We start from the raw sequence: 17,155 nt of genomic DNA, 5'->3' as shown, positions 1-17,155 counted from the left end.
CGATAAATACAACTATATGAAACGGATTTTAACACTGGTTATCCTGATGCTGAGCGCCCGGATGCTGTATGCACAGCAGGATGTGCAACAAAGCCAGTATATGTTCAACGGCATTTATATCAATCCGGCTTATGCGGGTTATAAGCAAAATTTGAACCTACACAGCTTTTACCGTTCACAGTGGACGGGTATGCCCGGCGCTCCGGTAAGCATGTCATTGGCGGTAGATGCTATTGCCAATGATGGTAACGTGGGTTTGGCCCTGCAACTGGCCAGCGACAAATTGGGTGCCCAAAACTTTTTTACAGCTTACGGTAACTATGCCTACCGCCTGCGCATGAATGCCGATGGCAGTTCGCGCCTGGCGCTGGGTTTTGGCGTAGGTGTGATGCAGGTAGGCATAGATGGCTCTTTGCTTACTACCAATGATCCGGAACCTTACCAACCTACTAACACACAAAGCAAGTTATTGCCCGATGCGCGCCTGGGGGTTTACTATTCGGACGATAAGTACTATGCTGGCCTATCGGCCGATAATTTGGTGGCGCAGTTTATTGATGTACGCATCAACAGCTATTTAGCACAGCCTAAGCCACATTTTTATTTAACGGCAGGTATGCTGGTACCCCTTTCGGAAGATATCTTGATTAAGCCCAGTGTTTTGTTGAAAGATGACCGCGGCGGGCCAACCAGTTTAGATTTGAACGCTTTTTTATTGTTTGGGCAAAAGCTTTGGCTGGGTGCATCATACCGCACGGGCGTAAAATTGTATAGCAAAGATTACTTACAGCGCGATTTAAGCAACCTCAATTCAATAGTTGGAGCCGTAGAGTTGTTTCCGCTCGAAAATTTGCGGGTAGGTTACGGCTACGATGTATCTATAGGGCCATTGAAAGGATATAGCGGTGGTACGCACGAAATATCAGTAGGCTTTTATCTGAAATCGCCTAAAACCCGTATGTTGACCCCTCGATATTTTTAACCCGACGCTTTAATAAGTGAACAGAACAACATGAAGAAGCTTTTTACTACATCTGCCATTGCCTTAAGCTGCGTGTTATTGAGTGTAAGTAGCCGGGCACAGTATGCGTTAAAACAGGCCGATGAGCAATATAACCTATTTAATTATACCAAAGCTGCAGAGCTGTACACCGAGGCCTATAAAAAGAACCCAACCCTGCATGCCGCCGAACAACTGGCCAACAGCTACCGTTTGATGCATGATTATTTGAATGCCGAAAAATGGTTTGCCACTACCGTGGGTATAACAGGCAGTAAGCCCGAAAATCATTTTAAATATGCTGAGGCGCTTAAAAATAACCTAAAATATGCCGAAGCCAGGGCCGAGTATACCAAGTACTATACCTTAAGCCGACCTACCGATACCGCAAAGCTGCATTATTGGACATCATCGTGCGACTCGGCATTGAAGTGGATGAAAAATCCGGTTCCTGCTGATGTTAAAAATGAAGCGGCTTACAATACCGCACAGTCTGATTGGGGAGCTATGCCTTTGGGTAATGGCATTGTTTTTACATCCGACCGCGGTAGTAAAGCAGGTGAGGAGCAAGGGAAACGGAATAAACCATTTTTACGCTTTGATCATGGCGTTGTGCCCGACAAGGAAGTGTATGGTTGGACGGGCCGTACCTATTTGAAGTTGTATCAAACGGCAGCAGGCACGAACGCAGCAACGCTTTTTCCGGTGGATGCACCAACAGATTACCACGTAGGCACCGCCTCTTTTTCGGCAGATGGTAATGAGATGTATTTTACACTCACCCGCATTCCATCTAAATGGGCCGGTAAAAGGGATACTGTTAAAACCGTAAATATCGAGATATATAGTAGTCGCAAAGATGTAGGCAGCCAAAAGTGGCAAAAGCCAGTTCCATTTAAATATAACAATGTTCAGCAATGGTCGGTAGGTGATCCGTTCATTACTGCCGACGGGCAAACCTTATACTTTGTATCTGATATGCCGGGTGGCCTGGGCGGCACTGATATATGGTATTGCACCCGGGCAACCAACGGCGAATGGGGACAACCGGTTAATTTGACCGAATTAAATACCTCAGGCAACGAACGTACGCCTTTTATGGATGCTAATAACTACCTGTATTATTCCAGCGATGGTGCAAAAGGTATGGGCGGATTGGATGTGTTTAGGGCCGTGCGCCGAAGCAAAGGCTATCAGAAGCAAAACCTGGGTTATCCGTTCAATTCTCCGCAAGATGATTTTGCTTTCGTAGCGTTAAAAGATGATGCATCGGGTTATTTATCATCAAACCGTAGCGGTGGTTCGGGTAGCGACGATATTTATAGTTTTAGTTATAAACCTGCACCTGCATATGTTTTGGCGGGTATTGTATATGATAAAACAACTCGTCAGCCCGTTACCAACAGTACAGTAACTTTAACGCAGTTGAATGGCCGTGATATTAAGGCGAAAACTGATGCAGCCGGTGCTTTTCGCTTTACGTTGTATGATAAGGCAACGTATCGCCTTAGGGGCGAAAAAGAAGGTTATTTGAGCGATAATGACGAAAAAGCAATTACCACAGCCGGCCTTGCGCCTGATCAGGTGGTTCGAAAAGATCTTTACCTGGACAAGATTGTGCTGAAAAAGGCTATCCGGTTAGAAAATATTTATTATGATCTGGATAAATCTGACATTCGTCCTGATGCCGCTGTGGAACTAGATAAGCTGGTTAAGATTTTGAAAGATAATCCTACCATCATGATTGAGCTGGGCTCGCATACTGATAGCCGTGGTGATGATGATTATAACAAAGCGCTATCTGAACGGCGGGCTAATGCGGCAGTTGACTATATTACCACAGTTGGCGAAATTGACGACTATCGGATCATAGCACGCGGATATGGCGAAACCCGTCTGTTGAACCGCTGTGCCAACGGTGTAAAATGTTCCGAAGCCGATCATCAACTTAATAGGCGTACCGAATTTACTATCATCAAATATTAACCTAACTAAGGTTATACCCACCATCTGCATAATGTTCCACTAGGCTGCCACTGCAACAAGCGCCAATTTTAATTGTATATAACATAGCAAATTAAAGTTGGCGCATGAATTGGATTGACTTGTTGTTAGTGTTAGTAGTACTGGTATCGGTTTGGGCAAGTGTACAACGGGGTTTCATTATTTCGTTGTTGGAGCTGCTTGCTTGGGTGGGCAGCCTGCTTATTGGTTTTGTAGCCTACCAGCCGCTGGCTACACTGCTGCAAAGGTTTATTCCGTCGCTGGGTATTTGGGCGTCTCCTTTGTCATTCATCATCATTGTTACTATAGTCAGATACTTGCTCACCGCGCTGGCTAATCGTATTATAGTGGATGTGCCCGATCGGGTACACGACAGTTCAGTTAACAAATTATTAGGCATTATTCCGGGGTTGGTAAATGGGGCTATATGGGCTGCCTTGGTAGGAACGCTTTTACTTTTGCTGCCTATTACCAATCCGTCATTTAATAAATCGCGCGATAGTAAGCTGGCTAATCAACTGGTAGGAGGCGTTACCTGGATGGAAAATAAGTTATCACCTATATTTAGCGAAGCCCTAAGCCATACTGCGCCCAAAATAACCGCCGAGGTAAACAATGAAAAGTCGGTAAGCCTGCCTTATAGCGTTAAAGATGCAAAAGTTCGTGAAGATTTGGAAGTACAAATGTTGGATCTGGTTAATCAGGAACGGATAACGCGCGGGTTAACCGCCCTGCAGCCTGATCCTGAATTAGCTGCGGTGGCTCGCAAGCATTCAGTTGATATGTTTGCCCGCAGTTATTTTTCGCATTATACACCCGAAGGGTTGGACCCCTTTGATCGTATGCATAAAGATCATATCCGGTTTTTAACCGCCGGCGAGAATCTAGCGCTGGCCCAAACATTATCCATTGCACATACTGGGTTAATGAACTCGCCGGGGCATAGGGCCAATATCTTGAACCCAGCTTATGGAAGGGTGGGCATCGGTGTGCTGGACGGTGGTATTTATGGCTTAATGATTACCCAGAATTTTAGAAATTAAGCTACAGGTAAAACAGCGCGTAACGCTTAAATTTGCTGGTATAAATCCTTTAACGTACTTACCAATAGTTCCAGATTGATGGGTTTGGATATATAATTATCCATGCCCGCTCGCAGACAGTTTTCTTTGTCCTCGGTCATGGCATTAGCTGTCATGGCCAAAATGAGCGGTTTGGCACCGTAGGTGTTTCTGATGATGCGTGTAGTTTCTAACCCGTCTAACTGCGGCATTTGCACATCCATCAAAATAAGATTATAAGCTTTTTCGGCCATCATATCCAACACCTCACGACCATCGTTGGCTATATCAGGCTGGTAGCCCAGCTTGTTTAGTACACGCATGATCAGCTTCTGGTTCATCAGGTTATCTTCGGCAACTAACAAGCTAAACGGATATTCAGAAGCGAAGTCGTCTGATAGTACGTTCTTTCGTTGGGTAGCAGCAGCCGGCTCTTCTCTAAGGGCCGATTCTATCACCTTAAACATCTGCTGTTGCTTAACGGGCTTGGTAAGCATTGCACTAAATAAATGCGCACCGTCGCGTTTGCTTTCATTACCGATAGAACTAAGCAGAATGATAGGAAGTAACGGATGAACACCTTTAATGCTGGTGCCCAGTTCAATACCATTCATGTCGGGCATCTTCATATCAGTAATTACCAAATGGTAATCAGGTCGGTCTTTTAATAATGATAACGCTTCTTGACCGGATGTAGCTACCGAAACTTCTATATTGCGTTTGTGAAGTTGAGCCTGTAAAATGCGCAGATTAGTAGCATTGTCATCTACCAGTAGCACTTTCTTACCTGCCCATATGGCGGCGTCAATAGCTAAATTGTTAGGGTGTACATCTTTCCCACTTCTGCAAAGAATGGAAAAGCTAAAAGCACTTCCTTCTCCTTCCTTACTTTCAACAGATATACCGCCACCCAGCATCTTGGTAAGCCGTTCACAAATTACCAAGCCTAATCCCGAGCCGCCATATCTGCGGGTGATAGAGGAGTCAATCTGATTAAAGGCTTTAAATAAGTTTTCAAGTTTATCTTCGGCAATTCCGATGCCGGTATCTTTTACTTCAAACTGCAGTTCCAGTTGCCCATCAGCAGCAGGTTTGCAGGTAACACCTACGAATACTTCGCCCTGGTGCGTAAACTTAGTGGCATTTCCAACCAGGTTAAGTAATATCTGGCGCAACCTTAACTCATCCGAATATATATAAGCCGGCACATCGTCATCAATATGGTAAATAAGGTTTATGCCAGTTTGCGCTGCTTTAGCGGCAAATAGTTCCAATACATCTTCTATACTTTTATGCAGCTCAAAATCATGACAGTCAAGCTCCATATTGCCCGATTCAATTTTCGAAAAATCGAGCACATCGTTAATTACATTCAGTAATGATTCGCCGCTATTTAAAATTGCTTCAGTATATTCCCGTTGTTCAAAGTCCAGTTGGGTTTCAGACAATAAAGAAGCCATCCCCAGCACACCATTCATGGGCGTGCGTATTTCGTGACTCATGGTAGCTAAAAAGGTACTTTTAGCCTGATTGGCCCGGTCGGCTTCCTTGCGGGCTTTTTCTGCTTCTAAACGTGCTTGTTGCTCATCGGCTTTCTGTTTTTCTAATTGCGCATTTAGTAATTCAAGATCGGCAGTCTTTAGCCATAACTCTTCCGATTGTGCCTGCATTTCTTCGGCCTGCGATTGTAGTTCTTCTGATTGTACCTGTAACTCTTCAGCTTGAGATTGCAGTTCATTATTAAGTTCACGCAAGGCTTCTGCTTGTTCAGTTATTTCCTGAGTACGGTCCCAAACCATTCTTCTCAGTTTAACACGTTGCTTGTGCAGTAACCTTACCCGGTATCGGTAGAATGCGTAAAAAGTAGCAGAGATGATAAGAACTAACCCCAGGCGGAACCACCAGGTCATCCAATAAGGTGGCTTAATGGTAATTTTAAGAGTAGTGACATTATTGTTCCAAACACCATCATTATTGGCCGCTTTTACTTTAAACGTATATACGCCCGGATCCAGGTTGGTATAAGTAGCCTTGCGCTGGGTGCCAACATAACGCCAATTGTCATCAAAACCTTCTAATTGGTACGCATAAAGGTTCATTTCGGGCACGGTATAATCCAGTGCTGCAAATGAAATGGTAAATACCGATTGACTATGGTTTAAACGGATCTCTTTACTGGTTAAAATATTTTGTTTAAGAGGAGAGCCTGATGCCCCAACAATAACCGGTTTGTTGAAAAGCTCAAAATCAGTAAGTACAACATTCGGCTTGTTAGGGTTGAAAGATATTTTATCCGGATCAAAAATATTGGCACCATTGATACTGCCTAAGGCAATTTCTCCGCTATGTAATGTAATACCAGAGCCAATATTAAATTCTAGTGTTTTTAGCCCGTTGTAGAAGCCCAGATTTTTTAACGTTTTTTTCTTTGGATTAAAGCAAATAATACCTTGATTGGTAGTTAGCCATAAACAGCCTTTTTTATCACTTAATATGGAATGAATGGTATTGTCGGGTAAACCATTTTCTTCTGTAAGAGCAGTAAAAGTTTTTGTTTTTGTATGATAGCAGTTAAGCCCGCCTTCCATGGTTCCTATCCAAATGTCGCCGTTGGTGTCTTCATAAAAATCACTGATTACATTGCTGGTTAGGCGGCTGTTTTGGGTGTTAAGCTGCGTAAATTTTTGTGTTACAGGGTTAAAAATGCTGATACCTTTAGAGTATGTACCAATCCATATATCGCCATTTTTAGATTGCGAAAGGGTCTGTATGGTATTATCGCATGTAGAATTATTATTTTTAGGATCGTTCAGGTATTTAGTAATAATGCCCGTTGATGGATTAATAACATTAATACCACCATTATTGGTACCAACCCATATATTGCCATTTGTATCTTCCATTAGTACACCAATAGAACTGCTGTTCAGTTGGGTAGCACTGTTTCCTTTTATAAAATGTTTGAAAATGCCTGTTTCAGGATCCAGGCAATCTACACCGCTACCTGATGTACTTACCCAAACTTTTCCTGTTTTTCTACCGACAATAACGTCGGTAGTGTAGTTGTTCACTAAACTTGTGGATACCGCATTATTGTGCTGGAAAGTGGTGTGTTTACCGCTGTTTCTGTTAAAGTAAACCAACCCTGCATCGGTAGCCAGATAAAGGTTGCCCTTATGGTCTTCTGCTAACGAACGGATAATGTTTTCGGCAGATGGCAGTGTTGTTGTTGCTGCATTATATGAAGGAATGTAGGGTAGATTTTCATCATATTTTAAAATACCCTGGCTGGATGTGCCAATCCATAATATGTCTGTTTTGTCTTGCAGTATTGAATAAATAGCATCATTAGGCATCACATTATGGTCAACTGTTTTTTCACTAACAGGTACCAGCCGCTTTTGCTGCGGATCAAAAAGTTGTAGTGTAGTGTTGGTGCCCAGCCAAAAAAGATGGTTGCTGGCTTGGGTTATGCAAAAAACGGGGTTGGCTCCGTTGCTCGAATTTTTATCCGGAGCAACTGCGAAAGATTCAAAGGTGCCGTTATGGGAATCGAGGCAGGTTAGCCCTTTGTTAGTTCCCATCCATAAATTATGCTGTAAATCTTCTGTAATGGTCCAAATCGCTTTTCCCGAAGAATTATTATTACCTGTTTTGTTCAGGAAATGAGAAAAGCTGGTATTTTTTGGATTGAATAAATTCAATCCATTGTTGGTACCTACCCATAAGCGGTGGTTGCTATCTTGAAAAATAGAATATACCGAAGGATGACTTAAGCCATTGCCTGCATCATCTAAAAAGTGTTTAAACTTACCGCTTGTATTATCAAGCAAATTCAGTCCATTATCTGTTCCTATCCATAGCCGCCTTTGTTGATCCAGGTAAATATAATTGACGTTGTTATTGCTTAAAGATGTGTTATCACTATCGGTATGCTTATAGTTGGTAAAACAGTCGAGCTTAGGATCATATTTACTTAGGCCGCCAAGACGGGTGCCTACCCACAAGTTGCCATCAGCGTCTTCACAAATGGTGGCTATATAATTAGCCGGAAGTGATTTGTTGTTATTGTTGCGATGTTTGTAAACCGTTATTTTGTAACCGTTATACTTATTCAACCCATCCTGGGTACCAAACCACATAAAGCCATAATGGTCTTTATAACATACATTTATAGAATTTTGCGACAGCCCATTGGTACTATTAAGTGTAGTAAACCTGATTGGCGCATACTGGGCAAACGTATAATAATTGTGAGCAAAAATAAAGGCAGCACAAAGCGATATGAATTTGTTAATCTTGCTCATTTAGTGTGTCGAATGTGCTTATACGTTAGGCACCATATAAATGTTTAAACACTATGTAATCTGTTACATAATATAAATAAACAAAAGGCAATTAAATTTACCTGAAATTATTATCGTTAAACGCTGGTTACAATTGCTCTTGTAAGCAAACCTATCAAATTAAATAATATCAGTTAACAAATTATGTTGTTTAAAATAAAACTAAATAAAGGTTTAGTGAAGTTTAAGGGAAGTCAACTTAAAAGCGCTTCAGCTTGGTTATAACATAAAAAGCCGCCCTTGATTACTCATAGAGCGGCTTCTAAAAACACACTACAATATATAACACACAACCCGTTTCCCGGGATGAAACGGTTGTTTTGAAGGGCTGTCATCTTTGATTACTAACCCATTTTTTAAAGCAATTCTTACAAAATTTCATCTATTAGTGTGGCATCAGGCGGTGTGGTAGCCTGCACCTCTAACGGAAGACAACTTACTTTCACTATCGGTACCTGAGCGCGATTAACCAGTAACGAAGGCGGTATGCTGTTTTTAGCTAGTTGATGATACTTGTAATTTTCAAACATCACAATATTGTCTACACTGTTAGCTTCTAAAAAATTATTAAAAACGGCCAGCGTACTACCGTAAAAAAATTCAAGCCGCATATCGGCAATTTGCGGATAGCTTTGTTTCAGCAACGCACAAGCCTGGTGAAACTCATCCGATATCATCCGGTATTCGCTCGAGCGTCTGGACAGCATCATCAATTCTTGTATCGAATCGGTAATTTTTAGCATGTGCACTAAAATAATGTTAACCCGATTAGGTTGATACTGTTGCAGCAAACGATGCAGGGCCGGCAGACATGATAGTTTAAAGTCTGTTGGGATGAGCAGCGTTTTCATAACTTACTAATTAATGCATTTTCACCTCTGTTATTAATTACAAGAATAACCTGCACTTATTAGTAACTTTTAAGAAACTTATTAAAAAAATGTTAGAATTTAGCTTTGGCCCATAGGGAGAGAAACTTGTATTTCGGTACCTGTATTTTCTTCCGACCGGATGTTGATGGTTCCACTATGTAAACGGATGATGTTAAGTGTTAAAGGTAACCCTACGCCGTGCCCTACATAGTTATACGTGTTGGAGGCCCGGAAAAAAGGCTCAAATATATGTTGTAATTCGGTGGAGGGAATGCCGATACCATGATCAGTAATAGCTGTAATAATGGTTTTATGCTGGATGAACAGCTTGACATTAACAAGTTGATTTTGCGAATATTTGCAGGCATTATTAATGAGGTTGGTAAGCGCCAAGCAAAGTAGGTTGTTGTTACCAAAAGTTATCAGCTGAGTTTCGTCATCGGGTAAAGCGGCAAAATCAACTTGAATATTACTATCAGGCTGAATTTTTTTAACCGATTCAATGGCCTGCCAAATTAATTCATCTACCCGTACGGGTTGCCAGTTTTGCTTTTTGCCGTCATATCCCGATTGTGCCAGGGTAAGCAAACTGTTCAATATTTGTGTAAGCTTATCAGCTTCGGCTGATATAGTGCTTAATACCTGCCGGGTTTCATCGCGCAGGTTATCTTTATGCAGAGCCAGTTCCACCTCGCTGTTGATAACAGTAAGCGGGGTCCGTAATTCGTGCGAGGCATTGCTTACAAAATTGGTTTGCGTTTCAAATGCTGTTTCCAGCCGCGTAAGCATGTTGTTAAAAGTATATGTTAATTCTGCAATCTCGTCTTTACCTTTCGGGTCGTCCAGGCGCATGTGCAGGTTATTAGATGTGATGCTTTTTACTTTTTCGGTAAGCTTACGTACCGGCATAAATGTATAATACGAAAATACTTTACCTACAAAAAATACCACAATCAACGAACCCACCAAGCCAAACAGCATCAGCCGCTGCAATTCCTGTAATTCACTAAAACCATAAGGGTTTAACGCGGTAACAATAACTAAATAATCCTGACCTGCGGCATTAACTACTTTACCGGCAAAAAATTTATTCCCCATCTTAAAACGGGCCCGCCCATTAGCAAACAAATCCTGGTAAAATTCCTGTGGCAGGCCTGTGGTGTTAAACCGGCCTTGCGCATCAGCCCTGATAATTTGTTCGTTCTCTTCTTCCAGCTTTTCCAGGTATTTGGTACGAACTTCCTGATATGCCCTGCTTCTTTCACCCGGAAACAAGCGGGTTTGAGCGGTGAGATTAACGCGGGCCTCTAAGCGTTTAAAAAAATCTTCATAGGCAAAGCGGTAATCAAAGTACAAAATAAAGGCATTCAGCAACAGCAGTATACCTGCCGTTATACAAACAAACAACAAAGTTATTTTGCGCTGAATGGTCATTTAGTCGGCCTCTTTCATCATGTAGCCCATCCCAAAAACGGTGTGTATAAGTTTAACATTCCCGGCTTTATCCAGCTTTTTACGCAGATAGTTAATGTATACATCAACCACATTGGTGCCCATATTAAAGTCAATGTCCCAAACATTTTCCAGTATCTGTATGCGCGATAACACTTTACGCTGATTTTTAATGAAATATTCCAGCAAGCGATACTCTGTGGCCGATAAATTAAGCGGCGTTTTGTTACGGGCAGCTGTTTTGGCATCGGTATTCACCTCCAGATCGGCAATGGTGTAAATGTTTTTGATTGAAGCTGCATCAGGGCTGCGGCGTCTTAAAAGCGTTCGTAAACGGGCCGCAAGCTCTGCTATCTTAAAAGGTTTAACTAAATAATCATCAGCGCCGCTATCTAATCCCATCACTACATTCTCGGTAGAATTAAGGGCTGTTAGCATCAAAATAGGAATATTAGGATTTTGCTCTCTAATGCGTTTACAAACCTGTATACCATCCATGTGCGGCAGCATTACATCTAAAATAATGATATCGAACGGCTGTTCTGTAGCCATTTGTAAGCCGGTAAGGCCATTGGTGGCTGTACTGCTTTCAAAGCCATACTCGGTTAAGCCGCGCTTTAAAACCGATACCACGTTAGGTTCGTCTTCAACAATTAATACTGCCATAAGCCAGATAAGTATTAGTCAATAAGCGTAAATATAGTATGGTTATGGTGTGCTTGTCTCAGATTTTATAAAAATTCTAATTGTAGGATTGTTATTTAACTTTAAAGAAAACTAATCAATTAGTGTACTGTTACCAATTATAAATCCGCGGGGCTTTCTTTGCTTCTACCTTTCATACTTGCTGTTCAGCGAAAATATTTGTTTAATTAGGTTAAGCTCATTGTATATCAATCAGCTAAGCTATAACTAATTATTTTTTATACCTATGAATCAATTTATTTCAACCAAAATGCATGGAGTTGCCGATTATCTGGCAGGTATCGTTATTACTGCCTCGCCCTGGCTGTTTGGCTTTTCAGATACTAACACTGGTGGAGCCGCTTTATTTTTTCCGGTAGTATTGGGCGTATTGCTTACGCTCATGACCATTTTTACCCGACATGAACTGGGGCTTATCCAAGTTTTGCCATTACAATTGCATTTAGTATTGGATATGATTGCTGGCTTTTTGCTGCTGGTGTCGCCATTTTTGTATGATTTTTACCCAAAAGTATGGTTGCCGCATGTGTTGCTGGGAGCACTCTTATTTGGCAGTGCTTTATTTACAAAAGGTTCGCCGTTTACCGGCCCGCTTGATTTGTTGGATGAGCGTGGAATGCTTAAAACCGGTTTTTAACATACATACCGAACAGCACTTATAAAAGTCAAATCAACTATCAATTGTAATAGTAGCCAAACAGGGCAAACGCGCGAACAAGTATTAAGTAAAATACGGTTTACCAATGCCCATGGTATACTTACCATTGCCCTGTTGTATAAAGAAACTGATAACCTGCTTTTGCACACAGGTGGTGCTTACTGGAACCCAGACTTGTGTTACGGATATTACGACCGCTTTTAGACGTATTATAACAACTGGTACCCAGCGTTGTACGCACCAGGCTATTACGACGAACGACGGGTATATAGCTTGGAAACCATACAACTGCATCCAGGTAATTTCAATTTGCACTAATGCAAAAAGCCTGATAGTGAATACTACCAGGCTTTTGAATTTATGGTTTATAATTATATTGGTTTAACTGATGGATCTTTTTCGGACGAAAACTTTTCGCCTGTAAAATCACTGTTGCGGCCTAAAAGCGTAAAGTTTTCGGCCAATATTTCTGTAGTGTATTTCTTGACGCCGTTTTTGTCTTCAAATTGGCGGGTTCGAAGCTTACCTTCTAGGTAAATGAGTTTGCCCTTACTTAAATATTTGATAGCAACTTCGGCTAACCCGCGCCACATTACAATATTATGCCACTCTGTTTGCTCCTCACGAACACCTTTATTGTTAATTATTTCAGAGGTAGCCAGCGGAAAGCTCACTACAGCTACTTGATTTTCTAATTGCCTAAATTCAGGATCTTTGCCTAAATGCCCTACTAAAACAACCTTATTAATTCCCGACATATCCATAATTAGTATCTACACCTTCCATTGCGGCAGATATAAGTTATAATGTACCACAAATATGGAGGAATATTAAAACGTACTTATAAGTATTAATACGTATTATAGGTTGGGTTTATACGTAATTTTCATTTAATTAAATGACATAAGCAATAAAACCGGTATAAAGCCAAATGGCCCATACCGGTTTAAGTACAAAAATAAAATCAACAATTGCTTATATAAGTTAACCCCAAAAGTTGTAAACCGTTTTAAGCAGTAACATTTAATGTGTTGCCATTAACGGTAACTGTATATTTTTTTAGCGCAGTAGTTGCTGGTCCTAATAAAACAGCACCCGTTGTACTGAACTGGCTGCCGTGGTTGGGGCATATAAACTTGCCTTGTGCATTGTTGTAGTTAACAGCGGTGCCTTGGTGGGTACAGGCTACCTGCACTGCTGTAAAAGCATCAGCAGTGTTACCTGTTGCCAGTCTTACTATAATAATACCGCTAGCTACTTTAAAGTCGCCTGTGCTTTTTAACTCGCTGTTTAAGTCAGCACTTAACAAACTTCCGTTAGGCGGATTGTTGTTATCATTATCTGACGGGGTAGGGTCATCTTTAGGCGAACTGCCGCATGAGGCAATGCCACAGCCTGCACATACAGCGGCCATGCTAATGCCAAATTTGGTTAAAAACTCTTGTCTGTTCATAATAGTATGATTATGGGTTGGTTAATAGGTGCTTTTTTGTTTTTTGTTAAAACTAAATACCCGGCTAATAGTGAAACCTAAACGGTACTGACCTTTACCCCAGCCGGAGGTAGTTCCACTCAAGTAATTGATGGGTGATATGGCTTGTGAATTAGAGAAGTTGATGGTAAATACGTGTCCGCCGGTTTCTATTTCTATCCCTACGCCTAGTGGGTCATAAAACTTGGGGCTGTCGCTGTTATTCCGAAAGCTGGAAAACGGGTGGGCATAATCAACCACAATGCCCATACGCTTACTAAATTTAAGACGGCCTGCGGCAGATAGTGCAAAGAAGTTCCGTTCATTGCCCGCCAGGTAAGGGAAGGGTAAGTTGTTGCGCAAGTACGATGGCGAAATTTGTAAGGACAGTGCCGACGAAAATTTACGTGCTATTATAAGTTGCGCAAAGTAATTGAGCCTGTTGGTGTAATCGTCAAAAACATTAGTACTAACACTGTAAGGTTTTAAACCGGTTTTACCTATCACCGTTAATGCTACCGGAATGCGATCATCGGCTGTTTGGTGTAAAAAGTTATATTTTAAACCCAGTTCCAGCAATTGCTCATATTTGCTTCGGCCAAAATCTATATCCAGGTTGTTGGTAAGTCCGTATTCAAAACCAATATAGATGTCTGAGGAGTTATCTAATCCCCAAAATGTTTTGCCGCCACCATCTGCACCTGCAATATCCCCAAAACGGTGAATTACCATAAAGTTCAAATTGTTCTTTTTGATAGTTTCCGAGGTTTCAGATAAAATAAGCCGGGTAGATTTGAAGGTAGCCATTACAGGGTCTGACTTGCTACTTGCCGAAAGGCTATTAAGCAACGAATCTGTATTGGTGCTGTCACGAGTAGTAGTTTGCTGGGCTATGGTAGTGCCTCCGGCCAACAGCAGAAGGCTTAAAAACAAGGCTTTTTTAATCATGATTATAAGGTTATAAGAAATTGGATGCTATTTTTTGTATGCTGCATAAGTAGCCGCTACTTTGATCTGTATGCTCTCGGCAATCTTTTTAAATACCAGCTGCGGTATATCAATACGATGATCTTTGCATTGCACCATAAAGTCTGACGCCATGCTTACGGTGCCTTTATTTATGGTGATAGTGCCTTTAATACTGCGGTTTTGCTTTACGCCGTGTACATCCAGCACGCCATTAACATTTACGGGATAAGTGCCGTCTTTTTCGGTGTCTATCTTCTCCTGTATGCGTCCTTTAAAAGTAGCGTTGGGGTACTTGTCGCTTTCCATATAGTTTTCATTGAAATGCTCTTGCATCATCGATTTTTGAAACTGAAGGGAACGAATAGGTAAGCTAAAGGCTAAATCGCCGGTGGTGGCATTGTAAACGGATGTTCCCTGGGTAGAGGTAGCATCAATATCCTCCAATGGCGCTTTAGAGAAAAGGCTGATTTTAGCGTTTTTACAGACATAGGTTTCCTGTTTTGCCTGGTTATTACCTAACCAGACAAGTAAAATAAGGGCGATATATTTCATATGGCTATTTTGGTTTTCCGAAAGGATTGATATTAAAACTGGCACCCACTGCAACCCCGGCCGACCGTAAATCTACTCTGCCATTACCTATACCGGTAAGGGGCAGTTTGTAATAAGGCTGTACCAAAAGATTAAAGCGGTTGTTTAGTTGCCGTTGATAAGTCACGTTTAAGTTGAGTACGCCAAACCAGTGCCGGCTGCCGTTGGTGATATTCAAATTAAAAGGTTGCATTTCAGGGTTTAAAGCGTAATCAAACCGGTAACGCTCACGCAGCATCAGGTATGATGATAAACCTGTGCCTACCGTAAAAGCATCTCTGCCACGCGAAAACAGCTGGTAGGAAACATTTACCGGTATATCCAAAACCTTGCAGTTGGCTGCAATATTGGTAGGCGGAACGCTTGGCTGAAAACTGCTGTTGTAATCGGCATTGTAAGTGTCGTATGGTTTTATAGCGTAGGCTACCCCCGTGCTAATAGCCAGTTTTTTAGTTAATTGCACACCTGCTAATACACCAAAATTAGTACCTACCTGGCTGCGCCCAAATGATCCGACACCGTTAACATCAGGCGCTGCCAATATGCTCAGTGTAACCTGCGGACGAGAATGAACAATAGGTTTTAGCTTTTTCTTTTCCGTTTCTTTAGGCATCGGCTTGTTCGCCATAGCTGCGGCTGTATCCTTATGCGGAGTATGAGCACTGTCGGCAATTGCAGGTTTGGTAATAGCTAAGAGTATCGGCTCTTGCTTTTTGTGGATACTATCTGAAAAAGTAGCCTGCACAGAATCTGTGATACCGGCACTACCACTTTTAGGCAATTTGTTATGATAACGACCTATCCGGGCAGCAGATAAGGATAAGAACGGATTGCTGTTTCGGCTAAGTACACGTTGGCCTCCTGGCACTTTTCGGTTAGCCGAAAGTGATGCAGCAGGGTTTGGTAATTGCTGCCCGGATGGGTCGTTATTTGTTTCGAGTTTATAATTGTTGTTTGGCGTGATTTTTTGTTTAACAATTTTAGGTGGTTGCGTTGACGGCTTATTTTTACGAATCAACAAAAACATGCCAACAGCCAGTAATAGCATAGCCGCAATACCGGATGCATAATACATCCACCTAAAAGCAATTACTTTTCTTTCCGGCTTTTTGTCCAGTAGCTTTTCCATAGCCTGCCAGTCATCCTCACGAAAAGGAACATGGTTTTCAGAGCCGGTTAAACCGTCTTTGAATAACTTGTCCAGTTTGTTTTCGTCAGGCCGTTTCATTGCATTATGGTATTAATTAAAACAGTAACCCCGATACTTACTGCCGATATGGTTACAATTCTAAAATCACCTTCACCAGGTTTTATATCTGCGCGGCTTTCGGCATTCATGATCATGCCTTTCAGCTTTTCGCGGGCTTTAAACAAATTTGATTTAGAGGTACCAATACTAATACCCAGCATCTCTGCAATTTCTTCGTGCGAGTAACCCTCAACAGCAAACAGATTAAAAACTGTTCGGTATGCATTGGGTAAGCGTTGTATCATGTCAATTAAATCGTTGTACTTCAGTTTTTGATCAGGCAAATCATCATGGGCTATATTATCCGCCAGTTCCAGCTCACCGGTACGGTTGGCCTTCAAGTTACTCCGGTAGTAATCAACCGATGTATTCATCATAATGCGTCCAATCCAGGCAGCAAAGGGGCGGTCGGCATTATACTTTTCCAGGTTGGTAAAAACCTTTAAAAACCCTTGGTTCATAATTTCGGCAGCCTCATAGCGGTTGCCGGCATAGCGCAGGCAAATGCTCATGGCAAATCCGTAAAACGCTTTATACAGCATTTTTTGATCGTGCCTGTTCTGCTGCAAGCAGCCTGAAATAAGCCGGTGTAACTCTGCTTCTCCCATATACGGGCCTCCGCTTCCTTAATTATTTGTCCTTATCTGTGTGTATCACGTTGGGTTGCGCTTATAGGTTGCCTGTGTGCGAAAAAAAATTTAAAGATTATTTTATTTAACTGATTAGGGATAGTTTTATCATTCATTATCAATGCAATAAAGGCTATCACTGTAAAAA

The 17,155-nt window shown here is 41.7% G+C and carries 15 protein-coding genes; 4 read left to right on the top strand and 11 right to left on the bottom strand.

Annotated elements, in window-relative coordinates:
• The first annotated feature begins 16 nt into the window (after window positions 1-16).
• The 3 genes from GPM24_RS04140 (at window position 17) to GPM24_RS04130 (ending at window position 4,047) form a co-directional block, all read left to right on the top strand.
• Entirely contained in the window at window positions 17-982 is a 966-nt protein-coding gene (locus tag GPM24_RS04140) for a PorP/SprF family type IX secretion system membrane protein (RefSeq protein ID WP_158825465.1), read from the top strand.
• Between the two features lie 30 nt (window positions 983-1,012).
• Window positions 1,013-2,986: an OmpA family protein gene (locus GPM24_RS04135; protein ID WP_158825464.1), complete on the top strand. Its 1,974-nt coding sequence runs from the start codon at window positions 1,013-1,015 to the stop codon at window positions 2,984-2,986.
• 104 nt (window positions 2,987-3,090) lie between these two features.
• A complete protein-coding gene (locus GPM24_RS04130; protein ID WP_158825463.1) occupies window positions 3,091-4,047 on the top strand; it encodes a CvpA family protein in 957 nt (318 codons plus the stop codon).
• 26 nt (window positions 4,048-4,073) lie between these two features.
• Here the strand turns inward: GPM24_RS04130 and GPM24_RS04125 are convergent, their stop codons facing one another.
• The 4 genes from GPM24_RS04125 to GPM24_RS04110 form a co-directional block, all read right to left on the bottom strand.
• Window positions 4,074-8,372 carry a hybrid sensor histidine kinase/response regulator gene (locus GPM24_RS04125; protein ID WP_158825462.1) on the bottom strand — a complete coding sequence of 1,433 codons (4,299 nt, stop codon included), beginning with the start codon at window positions 8,370-8,372 and terminating at the stop codon, window positions 4,074-4,076.
• Between the two features lie 407 nt (window positions 8,373-8,779).
• A complete protein-coding gene (locus GPM24_RS04120) occupies window positions 8,780-9,262 on the bottom strand; it encodes a hypothetical protein (RefSeq protein WP_158825461.1) in 483 nt (160 codons plus the stop codon).
• A 99-nt stretch (window positions 9,263-9,361) separates the two neighbouring features.
• Window positions 9,362-10,717 carry a sensor histidine kinase gene (locus tag GPM24_RS04115; RefSeq protein ID WP_158825460.1) on the bottom strand — a complete coding sequence of 452 codons (1,356 nt, stop codon included), beginning with the start codon at window positions 10,715-10,717 and terminating at the stop codon, window positions 9,362-9,364.
• Window positions 10,718-11,401 carry a response regulator transcription factor gene (locus tag GPM24_RS04110; protein ID WP_158825459.1) on the bottom strand — a complete coding sequence of 228 codons (684 nt, stop codon included), beginning with the start codon at window positions 11,399-11,401 and terminating at the stop codon, window positions 10,718-10,720.
• Window positions 11,402-11,666: 265 nt separating this feature from the next.
• Between GPM24_RS04110 and GPM24_RS04105 the strand changes: the two genes are divergently transcribed.
• Window positions 11,667-12,077, top strand: a complete 411-nt coding sequence (locus tag GPM24_RS04105; RefSeq protein ID WP_158825458.1) for an SPW repeat domain-containing protein — start codon at window positions 11,667-11,669, stop codon at window positions 12,075-12,077.
• Between the two features lie 84 nt (window positions 12,078-12,161).
• On the opposite strand, the gene GPM24_RS04100 is transcribed toward GPM24_RS04105, so the two are convergent.
• From GPM24_RS04100 to GPM24_RS04070, 7 genes are all read right to left on the bottom strand, one after another.
• Window positions 12,162-12,413, bottom strand: a complete 252-nt coding sequence (locus GPM24_RS04100; RefSeq protein WP_158825457.1) for a hypothetical protein — start codon at window positions 12,411-12,413, stop codon at window positions 12,162-12,164.
• Between the two features lie 56 nt (window positions 12,414-12,469).
• Window positions 12,470-12,856, bottom strand: a complete 387-nt coding sequence (locus GPM24_RS04095; RefSeq protein WP_158825456.1) for a single-stranded DNA-binding protein — start codon at window positions 12,854-12,856, stop codon at window positions 12,470-12,472.
• Between the two features lie 251 nt (window positions 12,857-13,107).
• Window positions 13,108-13,551 carry a QcrA and Rieske domain-containing protein gene (locus GPM24_RS04090; protein WP_158825455.1) on the bottom strand — a complete coding sequence of 148 codons (444 nt, stop codon included), beginning with the start codon at window positions 13,549-13,551 and terminating at the stop codon, window positions 13,108-13,110.
• A gap of 21 nt (window positions 13,552-13,572) precedes the next feature.
• Window positions 13,573-14,517, bottom strand: coding sequence for a DUF5777 family beta-barrel protein (locus GPM24_RS04085; protein WP_158825454.1), 945 nt, complete (start codon window positions 14,515-14,517; stop codon window positions 13,573-13,575).
• 27 nt (window positions 14,518-14,544) lie between these two features.
• Window positions 14,545-15,090 carry a YceI family protein gene (locus tag GPM24_RS04080; protein WP_158825453.1) on the bottom strand — a complete coding sequence of 182 codons (546 nt, stop codon included), beginning with the start codon at window positions 15,088-15,090 and terminating at the stop codon, window positions 14,545-14,547.
• A 4-nt stretch (window positions 15,091-15,094) separates the two neighbouring features.
• Window positions 15,095-16,357, bottom strand: coding sequence for a hypothetical protein (locus tag GPM24_RS04075; protein ID WP_158825452.1), 1,263 nt, complete (start codon window positions 16,355-16,357; stop codon window positions 15,095-15,097).
• Window positions 16,354-16,986 carry an RNA polymerase sigma factor gene (locus GPM24_RS04070; protein ID WP_158825451.1) on the bottom strand — a complete coding sequence of 211 codons (633 nt, stop codon included), beginning with the start codon at window positions 16,984-16,986 and terminating at the stop codon, window positions 16,354-16,356. The genes GPM24_RS04075 and GPM24_RS04070 overlap by 4 nt, the downstream gene beginning before the upstream one ends.
• Window positions 16,987-17,155: the final 169 nt, after the last annotated feature.

The sequence above is a fragment of the Mucilaginibacter lacusdianchii genome (assembly GCF_009770985.1).
Classification (GTDB): Bacteria; Bacteroidota; Bacteroidia; order Sphingobacteriales; family Sphingobacteriaceae; genus Mucilaginibacter; species Mucilaginibacter lacusdianchii.
The sequence above is the reverse complement of the archived record's forward strand: the minus strand, read 5'-3'. Positions and strand labels throughout refer to the sequence as shown.

Bases quoted from the DNA above. Each gene is read 5' to 3' on its own strand.
- GPM24_RS04140 (WP_158825465.1), top strand. From the start codon at position 17: ATGAAACGGATTTTAACACTGGTTATCCTGATGCTGAGCGCCCGGATG.
- GPM24_RS04135 (WP_158825464.1), top strand. From the start codon at position 1,013: ATGAAGAAGCTTTTTACTACATCTGCCATTGCCTTAAGCTGCGTGTTA.
- GPM24_RS04130 (WP_158825463.1), top strand. From the start codon at position 3,091: ATGAATTGGATTGACTTGTTGTTAGTGTTAGTAGTACTGGTATCGGTT.
- GPM24_RS04125 (WP_158825462.1), bottom strand. From the start codon at position 8,372: ATGAGCAAGATTAACAAATTCATATCGCTTTGTGCTGCCTTTATTTTT.
- GPM24_RS04120 (WP_158825461.1), bottom strand. From the start codon at position 9,262: ATGAAAACGCTGCTCATCCCAACAGACTTTAAACTATCATGTCTGCCG.
- GPM24_RS04115 (WP_158825460.1), bottom strand. From the start codon at position 10,717: ATGACCATTCAGCGCAAAATAACTTTGTTGTTTGTTTGTATAACGGCA.
- GPM24_RS04110 (WP_158825459.1), bottom strand. From the start codon at position 11,401: ATGGCAGTATTAATTGTTGAAGACGAACCTAACGTGGTATCGGTTTTA.
- GPM24_RS04105 (WP_158825458.1), top strand. From the start codon at position 11,667: ATGAATCAATTTATTTCAACCAAAATGCATGGAGTTGCCGATTATCTG.
- GPM24_RS04095 (WP_158825456.1), bottom strand. From the start codon at position 12,856: ATGTCGGGAATTAATAAGGTTGTTTTAGTAGGGCATTTAGGCAAAGAT.
- GPM24_RS04090 (WP_158825455.1), bottom strand. From the start codon at position 13,551: ATGAACAGACAAGAGTTTTTAACCAAATTTGGCATTAGCATGGCCGCT.
- GPM24_RS04085 (WP_158825454.1), bottom strand. From the start codon at position 14,517: ATGATTAAAAAAGCCTTGTTTTTAAGCCTTCTGCTGTTGGCCGGAGGC.
- GPM24_RS04080 (WP_158825453.1), bottom strand. From the start codon at position 15,090: ATGAAATATATCGCCCTTATTTTACTTGTCTGGTTAGGTAATAACCAG.
- GPM24_RS04075 (WP_158825452.1), bottom strand. From the start codon at position 16,357: ATGAAACGGCCTGACGAAAACAAACTGGACAAGTTATTCAAAGACGGT.
- GPM24_RS04070 (WP_158825451.1), bottom strand. From the start codon at position 16,986: ATGGGAGAAGCAGAGTTACACCGGCTTATTTCAGGCTGCTTGCAGCAG.